Below are 19,359 nucleotides of genomic sequence, written 5' to 3'. Positions count from 1 at the left end.
ACGGACATCACCGACGGTGTGGCGGCGATCGGCGCCGCGGTGCGGGGACATCCGCTGACACCGGCGGCACATGGGACTCAGGCCACCCGCGTGGCCCCCGCGAACGGCATCGACTCGACCGGTGCGAGCCGTACCGGCGCCGTGGGATTCGGTGCGTGGATCATCTGGCCGTTGCCCACGTAGATGCCCACGTGGCTGATGCTCGAGTAGAAGAACACGAGGTCGCCGGGGCTGAGTTCGGAGCGGGAGACCCGTCGGCCGGCGTCGATCTGGGCGTACGTCGTGCGGGGCAGCGAGATGCCCGCGGAGCGGTACGCGGCCTGGATGAGGCCGGAGCAGTCGAAGGCGTCGGGGCCGGTGGCGCCCCAGACGTAGGGGCTGCCGAGCTTCCCGTAGGCGTACGACACCGCAGCCGCGGCACGGGAGTTGGGAGCCTGCACCGAGCCCGACGGCGCCACGGGTGTCAGGTCGCGGGCAGAGGAACGCGAGGCGTGTCCGGCGCCGCCCGCCTCCCCGAGCGCCGCACGCTGTTCCTCGCTGAGCTGTCCCAGCAGCCGTCGCGCCGAGGCGAGCTTGCCGTTGATGGTCTTCTTGTGCCGCTTCAGCTCGGCCTGCCGCGACTTGAGCGAGGCGACCTCGACATGCGCGGCGCCGCGCAGCCGCTCGATCTCCCGCAGTTGCTTGCCGACCCGGGACACCGCCGCGGCCTGCCGGCTGCCCGCCCGTTCGGCGAACGCGGCACCCTCCAGGTACTGGTCGGGATCGTCCGAGAGCGCGAGTTGCAGCGCCGGGTCCAGGCCGCCGCTGCGGTACTGTGCCGCGGCCATCGAACCCAGCGCCTCCCGCGCAGAGTTGAGACGGTCCTGCTTGCGTGCCACCTCGTCGCGCAGCTCGTCGAGGCGGCTCTGCGCCTTGTCGGCCTTCTCCTTGGCGCCGTTGTACTTCTCGGTGGCCACCTCGGCCTCCTCGTACAACTTGTCGACCTTGGCCTTCACCTGTGCGGGGGACAGCTGGGGATCGGCATGTCCGGTCCCCTCGAAGCCGGTCGCCGTGGCCGCCCCGGCGAGAGCGATGGTGGCGGCCGTGCGGGCCGTGTTTCCGCCGAGCGAGCGCTGTCTGGGCTTGCGGTGCGCTGCCACGAGGGCCCACATCCTTCCGTACGACCGCTCCGGGGATCGCGGTCAAGCGGTGTCGCGTCCGGCGGCGGCCCGCACAGGGGGAACGAGCCGCCGCCGGACCTTCTCGGCGGAGGTGGCCGACGGCCGTCCCTGGCCCGGACGGCGATGGGGAGCCGGTCACCTGGTGGAGGACGCTAAACCTGAGAGTGACGGGTCGGTAACAGCATGTACGGAACTGACGGGACTGGAGCGCCCGATGACCGGATGCGGCCGTGATCCCCGCCTGCCGTCACCGACTTCACGCGGTGCAATGACCGAAGCGCCGAATCCGGGGCATCCGGCGGTGCTCCGGTGCTACGGGGTTCACGGGGTGGGCCGGTGCTGCGGGGTTCACGGGGTGGGCCGGTGACAAGCAGGGCAGAGGCGTCCGATTAGGCTCCGGCCTCATGGACGTACTCATCCATCTCTTCGTCGGCCTGCACATCATCGGCATCGCCTCGCTCCTCGGTGGCTTCCTCACCCAGATGAAGGCGATGGGCCGGGGCACCGCCCGCTTCGTCCCCGCGATGCTGCACGGCGCGCTGACCATGCTGGTCACCGGTGTCGTGCTGGTCGGCCTCAACCAGGCCGACGACAACCCGGTCGACAACATCAAGATCGGCGTGAAGCTGGCCCTGCTGATCGTGATCCTGGGGCTGGTCTACGTGAAGCGGGACGACGAGCAGGTGGACAAGCGCCTCTTCGGCCTCGTCGGCCTGCTGACGACCGCCAACATCTTCATCGCCGTCCTCTGGACCTGAGCGCGCGGCGGCCCCGGCAGGGCAGGGTGCCCGGGCGTGGCGAAGGCCTGGGCGCGGCAGAGGGGCGTCGGCCGTCCGCTCACACCCGCTCGAACGCCGCCGCGGACCGGGCGGCGCCCACCGCGGCGGCCAGCCACGCCGCCACCGCGATCCACAGCAGCGCGTCCCCCCATCCCCTGAGCCAGGGGTGGCCGAGCGCGGACGACACGGTCAGGGTGGCCACCGCGGTCATCCCCATCGGGAAGACCGTCGCCCAGCGTCGTACGTCGTAGCGCGGGCGCTGCCAGATCAGCTCCGAGACGACGAGGACGCAGTACCAGACGACCGCGAGGATCAGCACGGCGACGGTCACGGTGCGCAGGACGCTCTGGTCGTCGTCGTTCCACAGGTACGGGTTCACGTGGTGGGCCGCGACGAGCTTGGCCCCGGCCAGTGCCGAGATGGCGAGCGCGCCGCCCGCCACCCACTGGTCCCCGGCCCCCCACGCCACCTCGCGGATGTCGAAGTGCGCGTACGCCACCCCGTACAGCGCGAGACCGAGCCAGAACAGCACCAGCGCGGCATGCGCGAGCCACTCCGGGCCGACGGCCGCGGCGAGCGTGGCGGCCAGCACGGCGAGCCCCTGCGTGGCCACGCAGACGAGGAACACGCCTCCCGGCATCCGGTGCTTCCAGTGCCGTACGACGCACCACAGCAGCACGGGCCAGAGCACGGCCGACAGGGCGAGCAGGGCCTCGGCGGCGACCTGCCGTCCCAGGGCGGTCAGGCGTGTCCCGAGCACGGTGGTGGCCGCGACGGCGGTGAGCCCGGCCGGCGTGTATGCCTCTCCCACCCAGCGCGGCCGTTCCCGCAGCAGCCGCAGGACGAAGTCCGCGGCGAGCCCGACCCAGGCTACGCAGGCCAGGACCAGCGCGACACGGGACAGCGTCTCGTGGTCGGCCATGTACAGCCCGACCGAGACGATGCCCGTGGCCATCACGGCGGCACCGGCGGCGGGCGGGTGCTCCGCCCACCAGGCCCGGAGCTGGGAGAAGGCTGGCATGCGGACGATGCTATGGACCGACGGGCGCGTTGCCCGTGGGGCACGCGCGCGGGGCGCCCGATAGGCCCCACGCGCGTGTGCCCGCCACGGAGCGCCGTCCGCGGGACGGCCTACGCCGGGCGCACCACGCTGTGGATCGCCGACGTGCCGTCGTAGTAGATCGACTCCTCGCGCACGTACGCGCCCGGCTTCGGCGCGTGGATCATCATGCCGTTGCCGATGTAGAGGCCGACGTGGCTGATGTCGTCGTAGAAGAACACCAGGTCACCCGGCTGCGCGTCGGAGAGGGAGACGGTCGTGCCCGCGTTCACCTGGTCGTAGGTGACGCGCGGGAGCGAGACCCCGGCGGCCTTCCAGGCGGCCTGCGTGAGGCCCGAGCAGTCGTACGAGTCCGGTCCGGTGGCGCCCCACACGTACGGCTTGCCGATCTGGGTGCGGGCGAAGGCGACCGCCTTGTCCGCCTTCGCCGTGGACGACGAGCCCGTGGTCGTCGAGCCGGTGGAGCCGGTGGAGCCGGTGGAGCCCGTGCTGGTGTCGCCGGACGACGACTCCTGCGCGGCCGCCTTCTGCGCAGCCTCGGCCGCGGCCTGCTGTTTCGCCAGTTCCGCCGCCTTGCGCGCGGCCTCCTCCTGCTTCTTCTTCTCGATCGCGGCGAGCCGGGCCTTCTCCTCCGCGGTCAGCTTCGAGAGCAGGTCACGCGCCTCGGTGAGCTTGCTCTGGACGTCAGCCTTGGACTTCTTGAGCGCGTCCTGCGAGGAGGACAGCGTCTCCAGGCTCTTGGCGGCCTCCGTGCGCTTCTTCGTGGTGGCGGCCTGCTCGGTGATGTAGTCGTCTACGGCCGCCTTCTGGCGGGTGGTGAGACGGTTCATCAGCTGGGTCTGGTCGAAGTAGTCCTGCGGGTCGTCGGCGAGCAGGAGGGTCGCGGTGTCGGGAGCGGCGGCCCCGGTGCGGTACTGCGCGGCCGCGAACGAACCCAGTTCCTCACGCGCCGAGTTGAGCTTCTCGGTGCGCTTGGCGACGTCGTCGCGCAGGGCGTCGACGCGCTCCTGCTGCTTGGCCGTCTTCTCCCTCGTCGCGTTGTACTTCTCGGTGGCCGTCTCGGCCTGGTGGTAGAGGTCGTTGACCTTCTTCTCGACTTCTTCGAGGCTCGGCTTGGGCTCGGCGGAGGGGGACGCGTTCGCCGTCTGGGAGAGCAGGGCCACGGAGGTGAGGGCGGCCGTCGCGAGAGCGGGGGTACGTATGCCTGCCATACGCGAACCCGCGGGACGCCATTTGCGGTGCGACGCCAAGAGAGGCGACTCCTTCCGTCATCCGCCTACCGAGTTAGCTGTCGGGTTCGGGCGGGTGCATCCGGAAGGTTTGCCCTACGGTCCTTGCCCCACAAGGCAGTTGGACCGATTCACCCCAAGGTCGGTGGGTCCCCGGTTCCGGCCGCCGCGAGGGCAGGCCGAATTCGGCGGAGGCCGCACGGCCCGGCGACGTTCGCCGGTGGGGGTCGAGCGGCCTGTGCGGCACGCTAGCCAATTCGTGTGGCTGCTGTGAAGGTTGATGTGCGATATGCCCGATACATTTTCGTGACCTTGGCCATGAAAAGCGTCGCTCTCACCGATCGTGGCCCGGAGGCTCTGGAGGGTGACGGAGGCGAAGGGGCTCTCGGTAGGGGGGCAGCACGCACCGCGAGGGTTCTGAAGGTGATGTCAGTCACGGTGGAGGCGGCGGGGAGGGGCCTTCGCGGGCCGGGGCCGGGCAGCGCACGGGACTCGCGGAGTCCAGGTGGGCGGTGCACGGGGCTGACGGAGCCACGCGGGCGGCGCGAGGGACTCACGAGCCGGGCGCGGGCGGGGAATGGGGCCGGCGGGCCCGGGAGCGGGCCGGGGAGGGGCCGGGCTCGCGGAGGCCGGCCCGGGAAGATCATCGGCTTCCCTGGGGCACCGCGGAGACGGACGGGCACCCCGATCGGGGCGGACTTTCCGGGGCGGCGGCCGGTTGTCGGTGGGGCGGCCTAGACTCGGAGAGCGATGAGCAGCCTCTTTGACGACAGCTTCCTGGCGGACCTCAAGCCCTCCGGGGCCCACGAGGAAGAGCCCCCGCCGCCGCCCGAGGACGAGGCGCCGGAGCCCATTCCGGACGACCTGTTCGGCGGCCGCTTCGACCTGCCCCCGGCCCGGGACGCGTACTACCGCGACGGCGCGCACCGCCCTGCCGTCGACCCGGCGACGCTGCTCGACGGGCTGAACGAGAATCAGCGCGCCGCCGTCGTCCACTCCGGCTCCCCACTGCTCATCGTGGCCGGCGCGGGCTCGGGCAAGACCCGCGTGCTCACCCACCGGATCGCCCATCTGCTGGCCGAGCGGCACGTCCACCCCGGCCAGATCCTCGCGATCACCTTCACGAACAAGGCCGCGGGCGAGATGAAGGAGCGCGTCGAGCAGCTCGTCGGCCCGCGCGCCAACGCGATGTGGGTGATGACCTTCCACAGCGCCTGCGTCCGCATCCTGCGCCGCGAGAGCAAGAAGCTCGGCTTCACGTCGTCCTTCTCGATCTACGACGCCGCCGACAGCAAGCGTCTGATGGCCCTGGTCTGCCGCGACCTGGACCTCGACCCCAAGCGCTTCCCGCCGAAGTCCTTCAGCGCCAAGATCTCGAACCTGAAGAACGAGCTGATCGACGAGGAGGACTTCGCGAACCAGGCCGCCGACGGCTTCGAGAAGACCCTCGCCCAGGCCTACGCGCTCTACCAGTCGCGCCTCCGCGAGGCCAACGCGCTCGACTTCGACGACCTGATCATGACGACGGTCAATCTGCTGCGCGCCTTCCCGGACGTCGCCGAGCACTACCGCCGCCGCTTCCGCCACGTCATGGTCGACGAGTACCAGGACACCAACCACGCGCAGTACGCCCTGGTCAGGGAGCTGGTGGGGCCGGCCGACAGCGACCCCGGCGAGCTGTGCGTCGTGGGTGACGCCGACCAGTCGATCTACGCCTTCCGCGGCGCGACCATCCGCAACATCCTCCAGTTCGAGGAGGACTACACGGACGCGACGACGATCCTGCTCGAACAGAACTACCGCTCCACCCAGACGATCCTCTCCGCGGCCAACGCCGTCATCGAGCGCAACGAATCACGGCGCCCGAAGAACCTGTGGACCAACGCGGGCGCCGGTTCCAACATCACCGGCTACGTGGCCGACACGGAGCACGACGAGGCCCAGTTCGTCGCCGACGAGATAGACCGTCTCACCGATGCGGGCGAGGCCAAGGCGGGCGACGTCGCCGTCTTCTACCGCACCAACGCGCAGTCCCGTGTCTTCGAAGAGGTCTTCATCCGCGTCGGCCTGCCCTACAAGGTCGTCGGCGGCGTCCGCTTCTACGAGCGCAAGGAGGTCCGGGACGTCCTCGCGTACCTCAGGGTGCTGTCCAACCCCGAGGACTCGGTCCCGCTGCGCCGCATCCTGAACGTTCCCAAGCGCGGCATCGGCGAGCGCGCCGAAGCGATGATCGACGCGCTGTCGCAGCGCGAGAAGATCAGCTTCCCGCAGGCGCTGCGCCGCGTGGACGAGGCGTACGGGATGGCGGCCCGCTCGACGAACGCGGTCAAGCGGTTCAACACGCTGATGGAGGATCTCAGGACGATCGTCGAGTCGGGCGCAGGCCCGGCCACCGTCCTGGAGGCGGTCCTCGAACGCACCGGCTACCTCGCCGAGTTGCAGGCCTCGACCGACCCGCAGGACGAGACCCGGATCGAGAACCTCCAGGAACTCGCCGCCGTGGCCCTGGAGTTCGAGCAGGAGTCCGGCGAGGGCGAGGCCGCGGGAGGCCTCTCCGAGTTCCTGGAGCGGGTCGCGCTCGTCGCCGACTCCGACCAGATCCCGGACGAGGAGGACGGCAACGGCGTCATCACCCTGATGACCCTGCACACCGCCAAGGGCCTCGAATTCCCCGTGGTCTTCCTGACCGGCATGGAGGACGGCGTCTTCCCGCACATGCGCGCACTGGGACAGGTCAAGGAGCTGGAGGAGGAGCGGCGCCTGGCCTACGTCGGCATCACGCGCGCGCGGGAGCGGCTCTACCTCACGCGGTCGTCGATGCGCAGCGCATGGGGCCAGCCCTCGTACAACCCGCCGTCCCGGTTCCTGGAGGAGATCCCGGCCACCCATCTGGACTGGAAGCGCACCGGAGCGACGGCTCCCGTGTCCTCCGGTCCGGCGTCGGGGATCGCCGCCTCGCTGTCGTCCTCGCGTTCGCGGTCCGCGGCCTCGGGCGCGTCCGGGTTCGCGACGCGGCGTGGGATCTCGGAGAAGCCGGTGGTCTCGCTGGCCGTCGGGGACCGGGTCACGCACGACCAGTTCGGCCTCGGCACCGTCGTCGGTGTGAAGGGGACGGGCGCGAACGCCGAGGCGACGATCGACTTCGGCGAGGCGAAGCCGAAGCGGCTGCTGCTGCGGTACGCGCCGGTGGAGAAGCTGTAGCCCGGAGCCCGAGGGGCCTGTCGCTCGACAGGCCCGCGGTCCCGGTCGGGACACCCGAGAGAGAGCGGCTACGCCGGCGTACGGCGTCGTGGCCGCGCCTCGGGGAAGCGGGCCGGGGCTCGTGAGAGCGAAGGTGGGCCCGGGACAAGGGTGTTGTGGGGCCGGGACAGTGGCGTGGGCCCGGGGACGTTACGTCGGGTCCAGTCCGTGGCTGCGCAGCCACGGCAGCGGGTCGATCGCCGAACCGCCGGCCGGACGGACCTCGAAGTGCAGGTGCGGACCGGTCGAGTTGCCGGAGTTCCCGGAGAAGGCGATCTGGTCGCCGGCCTTCACGGCGGTGCCGGAGGCGACCTTGTACGTGGAGAGGTGGCAGTACCACGTCTCCGTGCCGTCCTTCGCGGTGACGATCATCATGTTCCCGTACGCGCTGTTCCACTGCGTGCGGACGGTTCCGTCGGTCGCGGCCATCACCGGCGTGCCGTACGAGACCGGGAAGTCGATGCCCGTGTGTACGGACATCCAGTTGATGCCCGCCTGGCCGAAGTAGGCGCTGAGGCCCTTCTGGGCCACCGGGATGGCGAACTTGGGGCGCAGCCGCTCCTTGCGGGCCGCTTCCTCCGCCGCCCTCTTCTTGTCGGCCGCCTGCTGGGCCTTGAGGTCGATACGTTCCTGCGTGCGGCTGGCCCGGTCGGCGAAGTCGTCCGCGCCCGCGGACAGACTCTGGAGCTGGCTGTCCAGCTTGTTGTTGGCGGTGGACGGCTTCACGGCCGTGGGGTCCGGGGCGCTCGCCGTGGTGTCCTTGCCTTCGTCCCCGCCGAGGTTGCCCACGGAGGCGGCGGCGATGCCGGCGACGCCCATCACGCAGGCCGAGGGAACGGCGACGGTCAGCAGAGCGGAACGTTTCGCGGGGCTGCGGCGACGGGAGCGGGAGCCCGAGCGCGAGGCGGCACGGGGGGTCGGGACGACCTCCTCCATGTCGTCGAGCAGCGGGGCCCCGTAGTCACCGTCGTCGTCGGCCGATGCGTCCACGTCGTCGGTGAAGGACTCGAACTCGTCGTCCCCGTCGATGTGTTGGTCGTACGAGACGTGCTCGAAGGTGGCGGTCGCCTGCTGGTCGAAGGGCACGGACGCGTGCGTCTCGGGCTGCTCGTACGCCTCGGCATGGCCGTGCGGCTGCTCGTACGTCTCCTGCTGGGCGAGCGGCTGCTCGTACGCGTCCTGCTGCGGATACTCGTACGCCTCGTACGGGTCGTGACCGCCGGCGGTGTTCCACTGGGTGGCGTCGTACGCCCCCGTCTCCTGGGCCGGCGCACTCCACTGCTGGGAGTGGTCGACCGACGGGTCCGGCTGGAGCCAGGCATTGGCGTCCCACTGTCCCGACGCCTCCGGGCTCGGGTGCTGCGCGGGGATGTCGGCCAGTTGCTGGTAGCCGGACGCCCATGCCGTCGTCTCGTAGCTGCCGGTGTCGTAGGCCGCCTGATGCTGCGCCGCGTACGGGTCGTAGTTCAGTGTCTGGTGGCTGCCGGTGCTCCACTGCGTGGCGTCGTAGGACCCCGTGCCCTGGCCCGACATGTCCCCGAAGAGGGGGTCGGCCTCGAAGGTCGCGGTGGCATAGGAACCAGTCGCGCCGGCACCCGCGTCGTAACCATGGGCGGCGTAGGCGTCGTACGTGGTGAAGTCGCCGTACTGGGCTTCCTGTGCGCCGTACGACGCATGGAGCGCCGAGGCGGCATCGGAGGCCGGAGCCGGGGGAGTCACGGTCCCCGACGGGTGACGGTCGTTCACCAACTTCTCTTTCGCCTCGACAACAGGGGCTGGCAGAGCAGTGCGGCGACTGTACCCGGCGGTACGCGGGCGCGACAATCTTCGTCAGGTTTCCCGTTCTCGGGAAACGGGCATTCGGCCGTGTTTCGGGGGAGTGCGGGCACGACTTTGGCCTGGTGTTCGATGAATGTTCGAAGCGCCAGGGGTGTCGGCGGGCTCTCCGACGGGTGTCGTGGAGCCGTTCTCCGGGTGCCGGCGACCGTGAAGCGAGGGCGACGAGCGCCTCGGACGGCCGTCGCGCGAACGCCGGCGGCGGTCACGCGAGCGCCCACCGCCGCGCGACCACCGCCGTCGTCAGGCGACCGTCAGACCTCCCGCCCGGGTGGCCGTCCGGATGTCGGCCTCCTCCATGTCGAGCGCCTGCCGTATGCCGGTCGCCACGGCCGGGTGCACCGGCAGGGCGAGATGGCCGACGCCGCTCACGCGGACGTTGTGCGCGAGCAGGTCGGAGTGGTCGACGCAGGCCGACTCCAGCGGGTCCATCAGATGGTCCAGATCGCTCCAGAAGCTGACGAACTGGGTCCGGCAGCCCGGTGCGGGCATGGCCAGTTCCTCGATCACCTCGGAGCCGGGGCGCATCTGACGCACGATCGGGTGCGCGTTCATCAGCGGGGCGACCCGGGTGCCCGAGTGTGGGGTGCCGAGCGTGACGAGGGTGCGGACGTGGGCGTCGCCGCCGAGGCACTGCGCGTAGTACCGCGCGATCAGGCCGCCGAGACTGTGCCCGACGATGTCCACCTGCGGATGGCCCGTGCGCTCGCAGATCTCCTCGATGTGCCGGCCGAGCAGTTCCGCGGCGGTGCGGATGTCGCACGTCAGCGGCGAGTAGTTGAGGGACTCCACGTGCTGCCGGCCGTGCTGGGCGAGGTTGCGGCGCAGCAGGACGAAGACGGAGCGGTTGTCGATGAAGCCGTGCAGCAGGACGACCGGGGGCTTGGCCCCGGTGGGGAGCTGTGCCGTTTCGGCTGAGGGCAGCGCGGGAGCGGAGCGGCGCTCCTGGACGATGCCGGAAGGGTAGAGGAGGAGGTGACCGGCGAGGATCGCGATCTCCAGAGCCGTCGCTTTCAGGAGGGTCACTGAAAGCCCGGCCAGTCTGCTCGGAAGCAGAAGCTGACAGAGGGGGAGAAAGGGCGTCGCTGCCCTGGTGACCTTCATGGCCGACCTCCAGTCGGCACGCGGCAGGACCGCTCTGTCCCCCGTGTGCCCTCATGGAGAGCCGTGGTGGCGGCGGTGACCGACGGCGCGTGCGCGGTGCACCGTGCACCGTGACGCTACGTGGCGCCCTGCCGGGGGAAGTGATTGGACTCCTCGCCGTCGGTGCGACCCTGCGGCGGTGTCGTGGAGCCGTCCTCGTCGTCCCGTGGTTCTCGTACCGGCGTGGCTCCTTGCTGTCGGACCGTCCCCGGTGCCCTCATCGCCACGGTGTCCCGCTGACGCCGTGGTGGCGAGGCCACCTGTGCGGCTCTCCTGTGCGCAGGGCTCCGGCCGAGGCCTGTGTGCCGCACGTCCATGCGGCGCTGGTGCCGCCGGATTCGGAGCGATGCGCGGCGAACTTGTCCCAGTGTGTGATTTCCCCCTCGGTCTCCACCGCGAAACTGCCGGGTGCGGGATGCTGGCGATAACGTTCGTTCACTTACCCGGCCGTAGGCCCCGGGGCGCCCGGGCTGCGAGGCACATCCGGTGTGGTGAGCGGCAGATTCTGCGATATGTGTGAATAGTCAGTAGTCGGTGGCCATGTGTCGGCAGTCACAATCGGTGTCGGTGCAGGTTGATGTAGTCGGTTCATGGAGGCAGTGATGGGTGTGGCAGCCGGTCCGATCCGCGTGGTCGTGGCAAAGCCGGGGCTCGACGGCCACGATCGCGGGGCCAAGGTGATCGCGCGGGCGCTGCGCGACGCCGGTATGGAGGTCATCTACACCGGGCTCCATCAGACCCCTGAGCAGATCGTCGACACCGCGATCCAGGAGGACGCCGACGCGATCGGCCTCTCCATCCTCTCCGGTGCCCACAACACGCTCTTCGCGGCCGTGATCGAGCTCCTGAGGCAGCGCGACGCGGAGGACATCAAGGTCTTCGGCGGCGGCATCATCCCCGAGGCGGACATCGCCCCGCTCAAGGAGAAGGGCGTCGCGGAGATCTTCACCCCCGGCGCGACGACCGCGTCGATCGTGGACTGGGTGCGGGCCAACGTGAGGCAGCCGGCGGAGGCGTGACGCTCCGCGGTCGTCCTCGGCCGGGATGCGGCTCGGGGCCGCCTGTTGCTGCCTGTGGGCTGCTTGCGGTGCCGGACGGTCTGCCGGGTGACCGGCCTGGGTGTGACGCTCGGTGGTCGCCCTCGGGCAGATTGAGCCAGGCCCGGCGCCGTCTGGTCCAGCGCGGCGAGGCGGTCCGTGGCGTTCGCCCGAGCCGCCGACCGACCGCGGTGCAGCCTGTCCGGCTACGGCTTCCGGGGCGAGCCCCGTGCGCACGGCGCACGGGGCTCGTTGCTGGCCGGGGGCCGGGGGCCGGGGGCCGGGGGCCGGGGGCCGGGGCCCGGGGGCCAGGGGCCAGGGGTCATGGGGCCTGGGGCCTAGGGAATCCACGGGCCGGGGCTGGCGATGTGCGCGATCGGGGTGACCGGTGGCGCCGACCACGGGCGCGCGTGCGGGTGCGCGTCAGCCATACGGGTGCGGGTCGGGTCCCGGCCTGCTTCAGGGGTGGGCCGGACCGGGAGTCGGTGGGCCAGGTGGGGTGGTGCCGCCGACGTGGGCCGGGCGCCGTTCCCCGTGCGCCCGTTCAGGTGCCGCCCTCGAGTTGGGCTGTCTGGGTGAGCCCCCCGATGCGGGTCGGGTGGTGCGAGGCCGTCGCGGTGGGCCGGGCTGGGTGAGTTCCCCGACGTGGGTCGGGTGGTGCGAGGCCGTCGCGGTGGGCCGGGCTGGGTGAGTTCCCCGACGTGGGCCGGTGGGGTGAGGCCGCAGGTGTGGCACGGGCGAGGCTCCCCGACAGGGGCCCGGTGGCGAGCCGCTGCCGAAGTGGGTCCGGTCGGTCGCGGCCCCTCACGGTGGGCCGACGGGGCGAGGTCCCTCACGGAACCCCGAGCTCGGAGGCCATCGCCGCGCGCAACCGCAACGTGGTGACAAGGCGCTGGAACGCCTCGGCCCAATAGCTGCCGGCTCCCGGCGCCGCGTTCTCCGACTCGTCGGGCACGGAGGCGAGCCCTTCGAGCCGCCCCGCCTCCACCGGGTCCAGACACCGCTCCGCGAGCCCCATCACCCCGCTGAAGCTCCACGGATAGCTGCCGGCGTCCCGCGCGATGTTGAGCGCGTCCACCACCGCCCGCCCCAGGGGACCCGCCCACGGCACCGCGCACACCCCCAGCAGCTGGAACGCCTCCGACAGCCCGTGCGTCCCGATGAACCCCGCCACCCACTCCGCGCGCTCCGCGGAGCCGAGCGTGGCGAGCAGCTTCGAGCGCTCGGCCAGGGAGACCGCCCCCGGCCCCCCGGCCTCCGGCGCGGCCGGCGCGCCCAGCAGCGCCCTGGACCATCCGGGATCACGCTGGCGCACCGCCGCCCGGCACCAGGCGGCGTGCAGCTCGCCCTGCCAGTCGTCCGCCACGGGCAACGCCACGATCTCCTCCGGCGTGCGGCCCCCGAGCCGCTCCCGCCAGACCCGCAACGGGGCCGCCTCGACCAACTGGCCCAGCCACCACGACCGTTCACCCCGACCGGTGGGCGGCTTCGGCGTCACTCCGTCCCGCTCCATGCCGGCGTCGCACTCGTGCGGAGCCTCGACGACGATCGTGGGCGTGCCCCGCGTACGGTCCACGGCCACGCACGAACCGGCTCGTGCCGCCATCCGGGCCGCGAGCGCGGAATCGGGCAGCGCGGACAGGAGCTCCGCGGCCGTCGCCCGTACGTTGCGGCTGCGGTCCGCCAGCGCCCGTTCCAGGAAGGGCTCGTCGGGCGGGCACAGCCCGGACCGCAGCGAATCGAGGAACATCAGCCGGTCCTCCGCCCGCTCCGTCGCCCACGTCGTGGTCAGCAACTCCCTTGCGGCGTCCGGATCATGGGCGCGTACGGCGGCGAGCAGCGCGACCCGCTCCGCGAACAGGCCCTCCTGCCACAACCGCTCGACCTGCTCGGTCTCCTCCGGGCTCGGCAGCGCGGCACCGCCGCCCGGTGCGGAGCGCAGCGCGAACCGCCACTCCGGGTTCAGCCGCGCCAGCCACACCGCCCGTGGTCCCGCGAAGGCCAGGGCGGCCGGCCGCAGATCCGTGCGGCCGCGGGCCGCGTCGAGGAGCGCGGGCAACGCCTGAGGGGGTGCCGCGAAGCCGCGCGCGTTGGCCAGTTGGAGCCACTGGGGCAGCAGCTCCATCAGGTCCGGCGCCGTCCCTCTGCGGCCCCCGCCTCCCGTGCCCGGCCGGTCCGCGAGCAGCATCGCCAGCCTGCGGGCCGCCGCGGGCGGCAGCGACGGCCGGGGATCCCGCGCCGCCGGCTCCGGTCGCTTCGCGGCTCGCGCGGGGCGGACGCCGGCCCGCCGCCGCAGCGTCTCCACTGCGGCGGCGTCCAGCAATGCCACCGGTGCCTCCCGGCCGGGCCGCAGTCCCGGAGGCGTACGCCGCTCCGTGCCGAGCAGCGCCACGGTGACGAGCTCCTCCCAGGAGCCGCCGTCGGGCGCGCCCTCCGGGGCCGAGGTCGTTTTCATGAGCGTCCTTTCCGTACGGATGGGGTGTGGCCCGTGCGGGTGGTGCCGGCCGGCCGCGCCGTCAGCACAGGGGCACCGCGTCCCCTGGGCCCTCCGGCCAGGCCGTCAGCGGGGTGAAGCCGCGGTGGCCGCACTCGCCGAAGACCGTGACCGGCGCGCCGCCGGAGAGCGCGACCAGACGCCAGAGATCGGGACGGGAACGGGAGGACGGAGTAAGAGGCAGTGCCAAGTCCCCGTCCGCGTCCGCCAGTTGCCAGGTGTCGCCGTCGGGGGTGGGCACGACCCGGTCGAGGGTGACCGGGTACGAGTCCAGCCACGGGTCGGCCCGCAGCGCCTCGCCGTAGCGCTCGACGGCCTGAAGGGTGTTCGTGCCCGGCGGCCGTATCGCCGCGGGCGCCGGAGGCGTGAACTGCTCGCCGAGCGCGGCCCGCAGCTGACCGGCACCCGGATAGGCGGACACCTCCGCCTCGAAGGCCAGCCCCACGGGCAGCGCCAGTTCGGGTGCGCGGCCGGCCGCCCCATAAGAGAGGAGCAGGGCCGCACGCCCGGACTCCGCGCCGTACAGCCAGATCCTGCGCGTCGTGAGCCGGGCGTCCGACGTGTCGTACTGCGCCAGGACCAGCCAGCGGTCCCGTGCCGGCCGACCGTCCGCCGAGCCGGACAGGCCGACCCGCGAACGAACCGTCGCGGCCAGGCCGTCCGGCAACAGTTCGCGTCGCAGCCAGCCCTGATCGAGGAGGTGCAGCAGCGCGCACTCCTCCAGCAGGCGAACGGGCCAGCCTGGCCCGGACGACGGGATCGCCCCCAACTCCCGTACCCGCGCGGCCAGGCCGGGCGCCTGCGCGTCGACCATGCGGGCCGCCGTCTCCTCCCACATCCCGTATCCCGCCTGCTCGGCCGTGGCGAGGCCGCCGCGCAGCAGGTCGGCGAGCCGCTGCTCCAACTCGGCCGCACCGGCCGTGATCCGCTCGGCGCGCCGCTCCGCCCTGCGCCGCGCCGCTTCCGGATCACCTGCCGAGGACGCTCCAGATGCCCCGCCCGCCGTCCTCTTCTTCTTCTTCTTCTCCGAGCGTGCTCTTCGTCCTTCTATCCACTGCTCGGCCCAGTCCGGTACCCGCGCATGCGGCACCGTGCCGTCGCCGCCGGCCCAGAGCAGCAGCAGCCCCAGCGCGTGCTTGCACGGGAACTTCCGGCTCGGACAACTGCACTTGTAGGCGGGCCCGGTGGAGTCCGCGATGTCGACGACCGTCTGATACGGCTTGCTGCCACTTCCCTTGCACAGTCCCCACACGGTCCCCTCGTCAGAACTGCCCGCCTCGGACCACGGCCCGGCCGCGCCGAGTTTGCTTCCCGCCTTGCGTGACGCGGCGTCAGGCGCCAGTGCCAGCACCTGATCCGCCGTCCAGCGCACCCCCTGCTGTGTCATGCCATCGAAGGTAGGTCCCGCCACTGACAATCGGCCCTCGCGAAGCCGTTTGTGCAGGTCAGGGCGCATTGTCAGTGCCGTGGTGCACGGTGGAGCCAGATCCGAACCGGCCGAGCTGGAGGGGGACCGAGCCATGTCCGTGTCCGTTGAACCGACGTCCGCCGAGGCGCCCGCGGAAGAGTTCGCGGGAGCCACCGTCGAGGGGGCGGCCGAGGCGCTGCGACCGCACGCCGAGCACGCCTTCGCGGCCGAACTCGACGCGCTGGCCGCGCAGGACGACCGCCCGCGCCCGGCCCGTTGGCGGCTGTCGCCGTGGGCCGTGGCGACCTATCTGCTGGGCGGCACCCTGCCGGACGGCACGGTGATCACACCGAAGTACGTGGGGCCGCGCCGTATCGTCGAGGTCGCCGTCACCACGCTCGCCACCGACCGCGCACTGCTCCTGCTCGGCGTGCCGGGCACGGCCAAGACCTGGGTGTCCGAGCACCTGGCCGCCGCCGTCAGCGGAGACTCGACGCTACTCGTCCAGGGCACGGCGGGCACGCCGGAGGAAGCGATCCGGTACGGCTGGAACTACGCGCAGCTGCTCGCGCACGGCCCGAGCCGCGACGCTCTCGTGCCCAGCCCGGTCATGCGGGCCATGGCCGAGGGCATGACGGCCCGCGTGGAGGAGCTGACCCGCATCCCCGCCGACGTGCAGGACACGTTGATCACGATCCTGTCCGAGAAGATCCTGCCCATCCCGGAGCTGGGCCAGGAGGTGCAGGCGGTCCGCGGATTCAACCTGATCGCCACGGCCAACGACCGCGACCGCGGGGTCAATGAACTGTCGAGCGCGCTGCGCCGCCGGTTCAACACGGTGGTGCTGCCGCTGCCGGAGAGCGCCGACGCCGAGGTCGACATCGTCTCGCGCCGTGTCGAGCAGATCGGCCGCTCCCTCGACCTGCCCGCCGTGCCCGACGGCATCGACGAGATCCGTCGCGTCGTCACCGTCTTCCGCGAGCTGCGCGACGGGGTCACGGCCGACGGGCGCACGAAGCTGAAGTCGCCCAGCGGCACGCTGTCCACCGCCGAGGCGATCTCCGTCGTCACCAACGGCCTCGCTCTGGCCGCCCACTTCGGGGACGGCGTCCTGCGGGCGGGCGACGTCGCGGCCGGCATCCTCGGCGCCGTCGTCCGGGACCCGGCGGCCGACCGTGTGATCTGGCAGGAGTATCTGGAGGCGGTCGTCCGGGAGAGGGACGGCTGGAAGGACTTCTACCGGGCCTGCCGCGAGGTGAGCGCATGAGCGGAGCCCGGAGCGACCGGGAGCGTGGGCCGCTGCTGCTCGGCGTGCGGCACCACGGACCCGGTTCCGCGCGAGCCGTGCGCGCCGCGCTGGACGCGGCGGCACCCAGGGTCGTGCTGATCGAGGGGCCCCCGGAGGCGGACGCGCTCGTCCCGCTCGCGGCCGACGAGGACATGCGGCCCCCGGTCGCCCTCCTGGCCCATGTCGTGGACGAGCCCGGCCGCTCGGCCTTCTGGCCGCTGGCCGAGTTCTCACCGGAGTGGGTGGCGATCCGATGGGCGCTGGACCACGGGGTCCCGGCCCGCTTCATCGACCTCCCGGCAGCCCACACGCTGGCATGGGGAGACGGGGACGCTCGGCAGGAGAAGGAAGAGGAGCAGCAGGAAGAGAGAAAAGAGGAGCAGACAGAGGGGGAGCAGGAAGAGGGGGAGGAAAAAGGGGAGAAGCAGAGCGGCGAGGAGGAGCGCAGGGGCGACGGTGAGCGGCAGGACCGCAACGAGGAGTCGTCCCCCGCGGCAGAGATGACCGAGGCGGCCGTACGGATCGACCCTTTGGCCGTCCTCGCCGAGACCGCGGGCTATGACGACCCCGAGCGCTGGTGGGAGGACGTCGTCGAGCACCGGGCGGGCGCGCAGGGAGACCCGTTCGCTCCGTTCGCCGTGCTCGAAGAGGCGATGGGCGCGCTCCGGGAGGCGTACGGGGTCGGCGGGCACGACCGGGACCTGGTGCGCGAGGCGTACATGCGACTGCAGATCCGGGCCGCCCAGCGCGAGTGCGGGGACGACGTGGCCGTCGTGTGCGGCGCCTGGCACGTGCCCGAGCTGCGCCGCAGGACCACGGTCGGTGCCGACCGGGCGCTGCTCAAGGGTCTGCCCAAGGTCAAGCCAGACCTGACCTGGGTGCCGTGGACGCACCGTCGGCTCTCCCGCGTCAGCGGGTACGGCGCGGGCATCGACTCCCCGGGCTGGTACGGGCATCTGTTCAGCGCCCCGGACCGCCCGGTCGAGCGGTGGATGACCAAGGTGGCCCGGCTGCTGCGCGAGGAGGACCAAGGGGTTTCCTCCGCCCACGTGATCGAGGCGGTGCGGCTGGCCGACACGCTCGCCGCGATGCGTGGCCGCCCCCTGCCGGGCCTCACCGAGACCACCGATGCGGTACGGGCCGTGATGTGCGAGGGCTCGGACGTCCCGCTGTCGCTCGTGCGGGACCGGCTGGTGGTCGGCGACGTGCTCGGGGAGGTGCCGGAATCGGCGCCCGCCGTGCCGTTGCAGCGCGACCTGGCACGACTCCAGCGGCGGCTGCGGATGAAACCGGAGGCGTTGGAGCGGGAGTTGGAGCTGGACCTGCGCAAGGAGACCGACGCCGGGCGCAGCAGACTGCTGCACCGTCTGCGGCTCCTGGGCGTGGCCTGGGGTGAGCCCACGGCGTCGCGCGGCAGCACCGGCACGTTCCGGGAGACCTGGCGGCTGCGCTGGGAACCGGAGCTGTCCGTACGGGTCGCCGAGGCCGGCGTGTGGGGCACGACGGTACTGGCCGCCGCCACCGCCCGAGCCGAGGCGGATGCCGTCTCGGCGCCTTCGCTGGCGGACGTCACGGCGCTCTCCGAGCGCTGCCTCCTCGCCGAACTGCCCGAAGCGCTGCCCGTCGTGATGCGGGTCCTCGCCGACCGGGCCGCTCTCGACGCGGACGTCGGCCATCTCGCACAGGCACTGCCCGCCCTCGTCCGCTCCCTGCGGTACGGCGACGTGCGGGGTACGGACACCCACGCCCTCGCCGGCGTGGCCGAGGGTCTCGCCGAGCGGATCTTCGTCGGACTGCCGCCGGCCTGCGCTTCCCTCGATGCGGAGGCCGCCGAGGAGATGCGGCGGCATGTGGACGCGGTGCACGGCGCGGTGGGGCTCCTGGCGGAGACGCTCACGACGTCACAGGCCGGCTCCCCGTCCCCCTCCGGCTCCCCGTCCTCCGGCGGTTCCACGCCGTCCGGCGGCTCCCCGTCCTCCGGCGGTTCCACGCCGTCCGGCGGCTCCCCGTCCTCCGACCGGGCTGACCCGTCCGTCGGCATACGCCACCGCTGGCACTCCGTGCTGCGGGTGCTGACCGCCCGCGACACGGTCCCGGGAGTGGTCCGGGGGCGGACCGTGCGACTGCTCCTGGACGACGGGGAGTTGGCGCAGGACGAGGCCGCCCGGCTGATGGGGCTGGTGCTGTCGCCGGGGACGGACCCCGGGGACGCGGCCGCGTGGATCGAGGGCTTCGTCGGAGGCGGCTCCGGGGGCGGGATGCTGCTCGTGCACGACGAGCGGCTGCTCGGGCTGGTGGACGCGTGGCTGACCGGCGTGCCGGCGGAGGCGTTCACCGATGTACTGCCGCTGCTGCGAAGGACGTTCTCGGCGTACGAGGCCGGAGTGCGCAGAACGCTGGGCGAACTGCTCCGGCGCGGCCCGCGTGCGGCGGGGAGCACCGAGGCCACCGCCTCCGGGATGCCCGGGTTCGCGCCCGGCCTCGACATCGGGCGCGCGGACGCCGTGCTGCCGGTGCTGAGCCTGCTGCTCGGGCTGGACGAATCCGATGACGTGACCGACCTGGACGACCTTGTGGAGGCGGCCCGATGACCGCACCGTTGAACACGCCCGGCACGCCCGGCACGCCGATCATCACGCCCGGCACACCTGGCACCACCACCCCCACCGGCGACACCCCCGCACC

12 protein-coding genes and 1 riboswitch are annotated in these 19,359 nt (G+C 72.3%); of the genes, 5 read left to right on the top strand and 7 right to left on the bottom strand.

What is annotated here, in order from left to right; genetic code table 11:
* Window positions 1-77: 77 nt before the first annotated feature.
* Window positions 78-1,139: a C40 family peptidase gene (locus ACZ4IF_RS32830; protein ID WP_467569459.1), complete on the bottom strand. Its 1,062-nt coding sequence runs from the start codon at window positions 1,137-1,139 to the stop codon at window positions 78-80.
* A gap of 425 nt (window positions 1,140-1,564) precedes the next feature.
* Between ACZ4IF_RS32830 and ACZ4IF_RS32825 the strand changes: the two genes are divergently transcribed.
* Window positions 1,565-1,918 carry a hypothetical protein gene (locus tag ACZ4IF_RS32825; protein WP_095936118.1) on the top strand — a complete coding sequence of 118 codons (354 nt, stop codon included), beginning with the start codon at window positions 1,565-1,567 and terminating at the stop codon, window positions 1,916-1,918.
* A 79-nt stretch (window positions 1,919-1,997) separates the two neighbouring features.
* Here the strand turns inward: ACZ4IF_RS32825 and ACZ4IF_RS32820 are convergent, their stop codons facing one another.
* The gene (locus ACZ4IF_RS32820; RefSeq protein ID WP_467569456.1) at window positions 1,998-2,960 is read right to left on the bottom strand and encodes a tellurite resistance/C4-dicarboxylate transporter family protein; all 963 of its coding nucleotides are present in this window, start codon (window positions 2,958-2,960) and stop codon (window positions 1,998-2,000) included.
* Window positions 2,961-3,070: 110 nt separating this feature from the next.
* On the bottom strand, window positions 3,071-4,249 hold the full coding sequence (locus tag ACZ4IF_RS32815) for a C40 family peptidase (RefSeq protein ID WP_467569454.1): 1,179 nt from the start codon (window positions 4,247-4,249) through the stop codon (window positions 3,071-3,073).
* An 8-nt stretch (window positions 4,250-4,257) separates the two neighbouring features.
* Window positions 4,258-4,429, bottom strand: a riboswitch (cyclic di-AMP (ydaO/yuaA leader).
* 549 nt (window positions 4,430-4,978) lie between these two features.
* On the opposite strand from ACZ4IF_RS32815, the gene pcrA reads away from it, so the two are divergent.
* Window positions 4,979-7,429 carry a DNA helicase PcrA gene (pcrA, locus tag ACZ4IF_RS32810; protein ID WP_467569452.1) on the top strand — a complete coding sequence of 817 codons (2,451 nt, stop codon included), beginning with the start codon at window positions 4,979-4,981 and terminating at the stop codon, window positions 7,427-7,429.
* A 189-nt stretch (window positions 7,430-7,618) separates the two neighbouring features.
* On the opposite strand, the gene ACZ4IF_RS32805 is transcribed toward pcrA, so the two are convergent.
* Together ACZ4IF_RS32805 and ACZ4IF_RS32800 are read right to left on the bottom strand one after the other, a co-directional pair.
* The gene (locus tag ACZ4IF_RS32805; RefSeq protein WP_467569450.1) at window positions 7,619-9,214 is read right to left on the bottom strand and encodes a M23 family metallopeptidase; all 1,596 of its coding nucleotides are present in this window, start codon (window positions 9,212-9,214) and stop codon (window positions 7,619-7,621) included.
* A gap of 333 nt (window positions 9,215-9,547) precedes the next feature.
* A complete protein-coding gene (locus ACZ4IF_RS32800; RefSeq protein ID WP_467569447.1) occupies window positions 9,548-10,408 on the bottom strand; it encodes an esterase/lipase family protein in 861 nt (286 codons plus the stop codon).
* A gap of 641 nt (window positions 10,409-11,049) precedes the next feature.
* Between ACZ4IF_RS32800 and ACZ4IF_RS32795 the strand changes: the two genes are divergently transcribed.
* Window positions 11,050-11,466 carry a cobalamin B12-binding domain-containing protein gene (locus ACZ4IF_RS32795; protein WP_359494128.1) on the top strand — a complete coding sequence of 139 codons (417 nt, stop codon included), beginning with the start codon at window positions 11,050-11,052 and terminating at the stop codon, window positions 11,464-11,466.
* 850 nt (window positions 11,467-12,316) lie between these two features.
* Here the strand turns inward: ACZ4IF_RS32795 and ACZ4IF_RS32790 are convergent.
* Together ACZ4IF_RS32790 and ACZ4IF_RS32785 are read right to left on the bottom strand one after the other, a co-directional pair.
* Window positions 12,317-13,939 (bottom strand): DUF5691 domain-containing protein, encoded by a 1,623-nt coding sequence (locus ACZ4IF_RS32790; protein WP_467569444.1) that lies wholly within the window; start codon window positions 13,937-13,939, stop codon window positions 12,317-12,319.
* Window positions 13,940-14,000: 61 nt separating this feature from the next.
* Window positions 14,001-15,365 carry an SWIM zinc finger family protein gene (locus tag ACZ4IF_RS32785; protein WP_467569441.1) on the bottom strand — a complete coding sequence of 455 codons (1,365 nt, stop codon included), beginning with the start codon at window positions 15,363-15,365 and terminating at the stop codon, window positions 14,001-14,003.
* Between the two features lie 133 nt (window positions 15,366-15,498).
* Here ACZ4IF_RS32785 and ACZ4IF_RS32780 point away from each other — a divergent pair, with 133 nt between their 5' ends.
* Entirely contained in the window at window positions 15,499-16,653 is a 1,155-nt protein-coding gene (locus tag ACZ4IF_RS32780) for an ATP-binding protein (RefSeq protein ID WP_467569438.1), read from the top strand.
* Window positions 16,650-19,265, top strand: coding sequence for a DUF5682 family protein (locus ACZ4IF_RS32775; protein ID WP_467569435.1), 2,616 nt, complete (start codon window positions 16,650-16,652; stop codon window positions 19,263-19,265). Before ACZ4IF_RS32780 ends, ACZ4IF_RS32775 begins: the two co-directional genes overlap by 4 nt.
* Window positions 19,266-19,359: the final 94 nt, after the last annotated feature.

This window comes from Streptomyces sp. NPDC025784, from assembly GCF_055558435.1.
Note: the sequence above shows the minus strand (reverse complement) of the source record. Positions and strands in the feature narration are given on the sequence as shown.

Coding starts and splice junctions, on each gene's coding strand:
- ACZ4IF_RS32825 (WP_095936118.1), top strand. CDS start 1,565: ATGGACGTACTCATCCATCTCTTCGTCGGCCTGCACATCATCGGCATC.
- ACZ4IF_RS32820 (WP_467569456.1), bottom strand. CDS start 2,960: ATGCCAGCCTTCTCCCAGCTCCGGGCCTGGTGGGCGGAGCACCCGCCC.
- pcrA (WP_467569452.1), top strand. CDS start 4,979: ATGAGCAGCCTCTTTGACGACAGCTTCCTGGCGGACCTCAAGCCCTCC.
- ACZ4IF_RS32800 (WP_467569447.1), bottom strand. CDS start 10,408: ATGAAGGTCACCAGGGCAGCGACGCCCTTTCTCCCCCTCTGTCAGCTT.
- ACZ4IF_RS32795 (WP_359494128.1), top strand. CDS start 11,050: ATGGGTGTGGCAGCCGGTCCGATCCGCGTGGTCGTGGCAAAGCCGGGG.
- ACZ4IF_RS32790 (WP_467569444.1), bottom strand. CDS start 13,939: ATGAAAACGACCTCGGCCCCGGAGGGCGCGCCCGACGGCGGCTCCTGG.
- ACZ4IF_RS32785 (WP_467569441.1), bottom strand. CDS start 15,365: ATGACACAGCAGGGGGTGCGCTGGACGGCGGATCAGGTGCTGGCACTG.
- ACZ4IF_RS32780 (WP_467569438.1), top strand. CDS start 15,499: ATGTCCGTGTCCGTTGAACCGACGTCCGCCGAGGCGCCCGCGGAAGAG.
- ACZ4IF_RS32775 (WP_467569435.1), top strand. CDS start 16,650: ATGAGCGGAGCCCGGAGCGACCGGGAGCGTGGGCCGCTGCTGCTCGGC.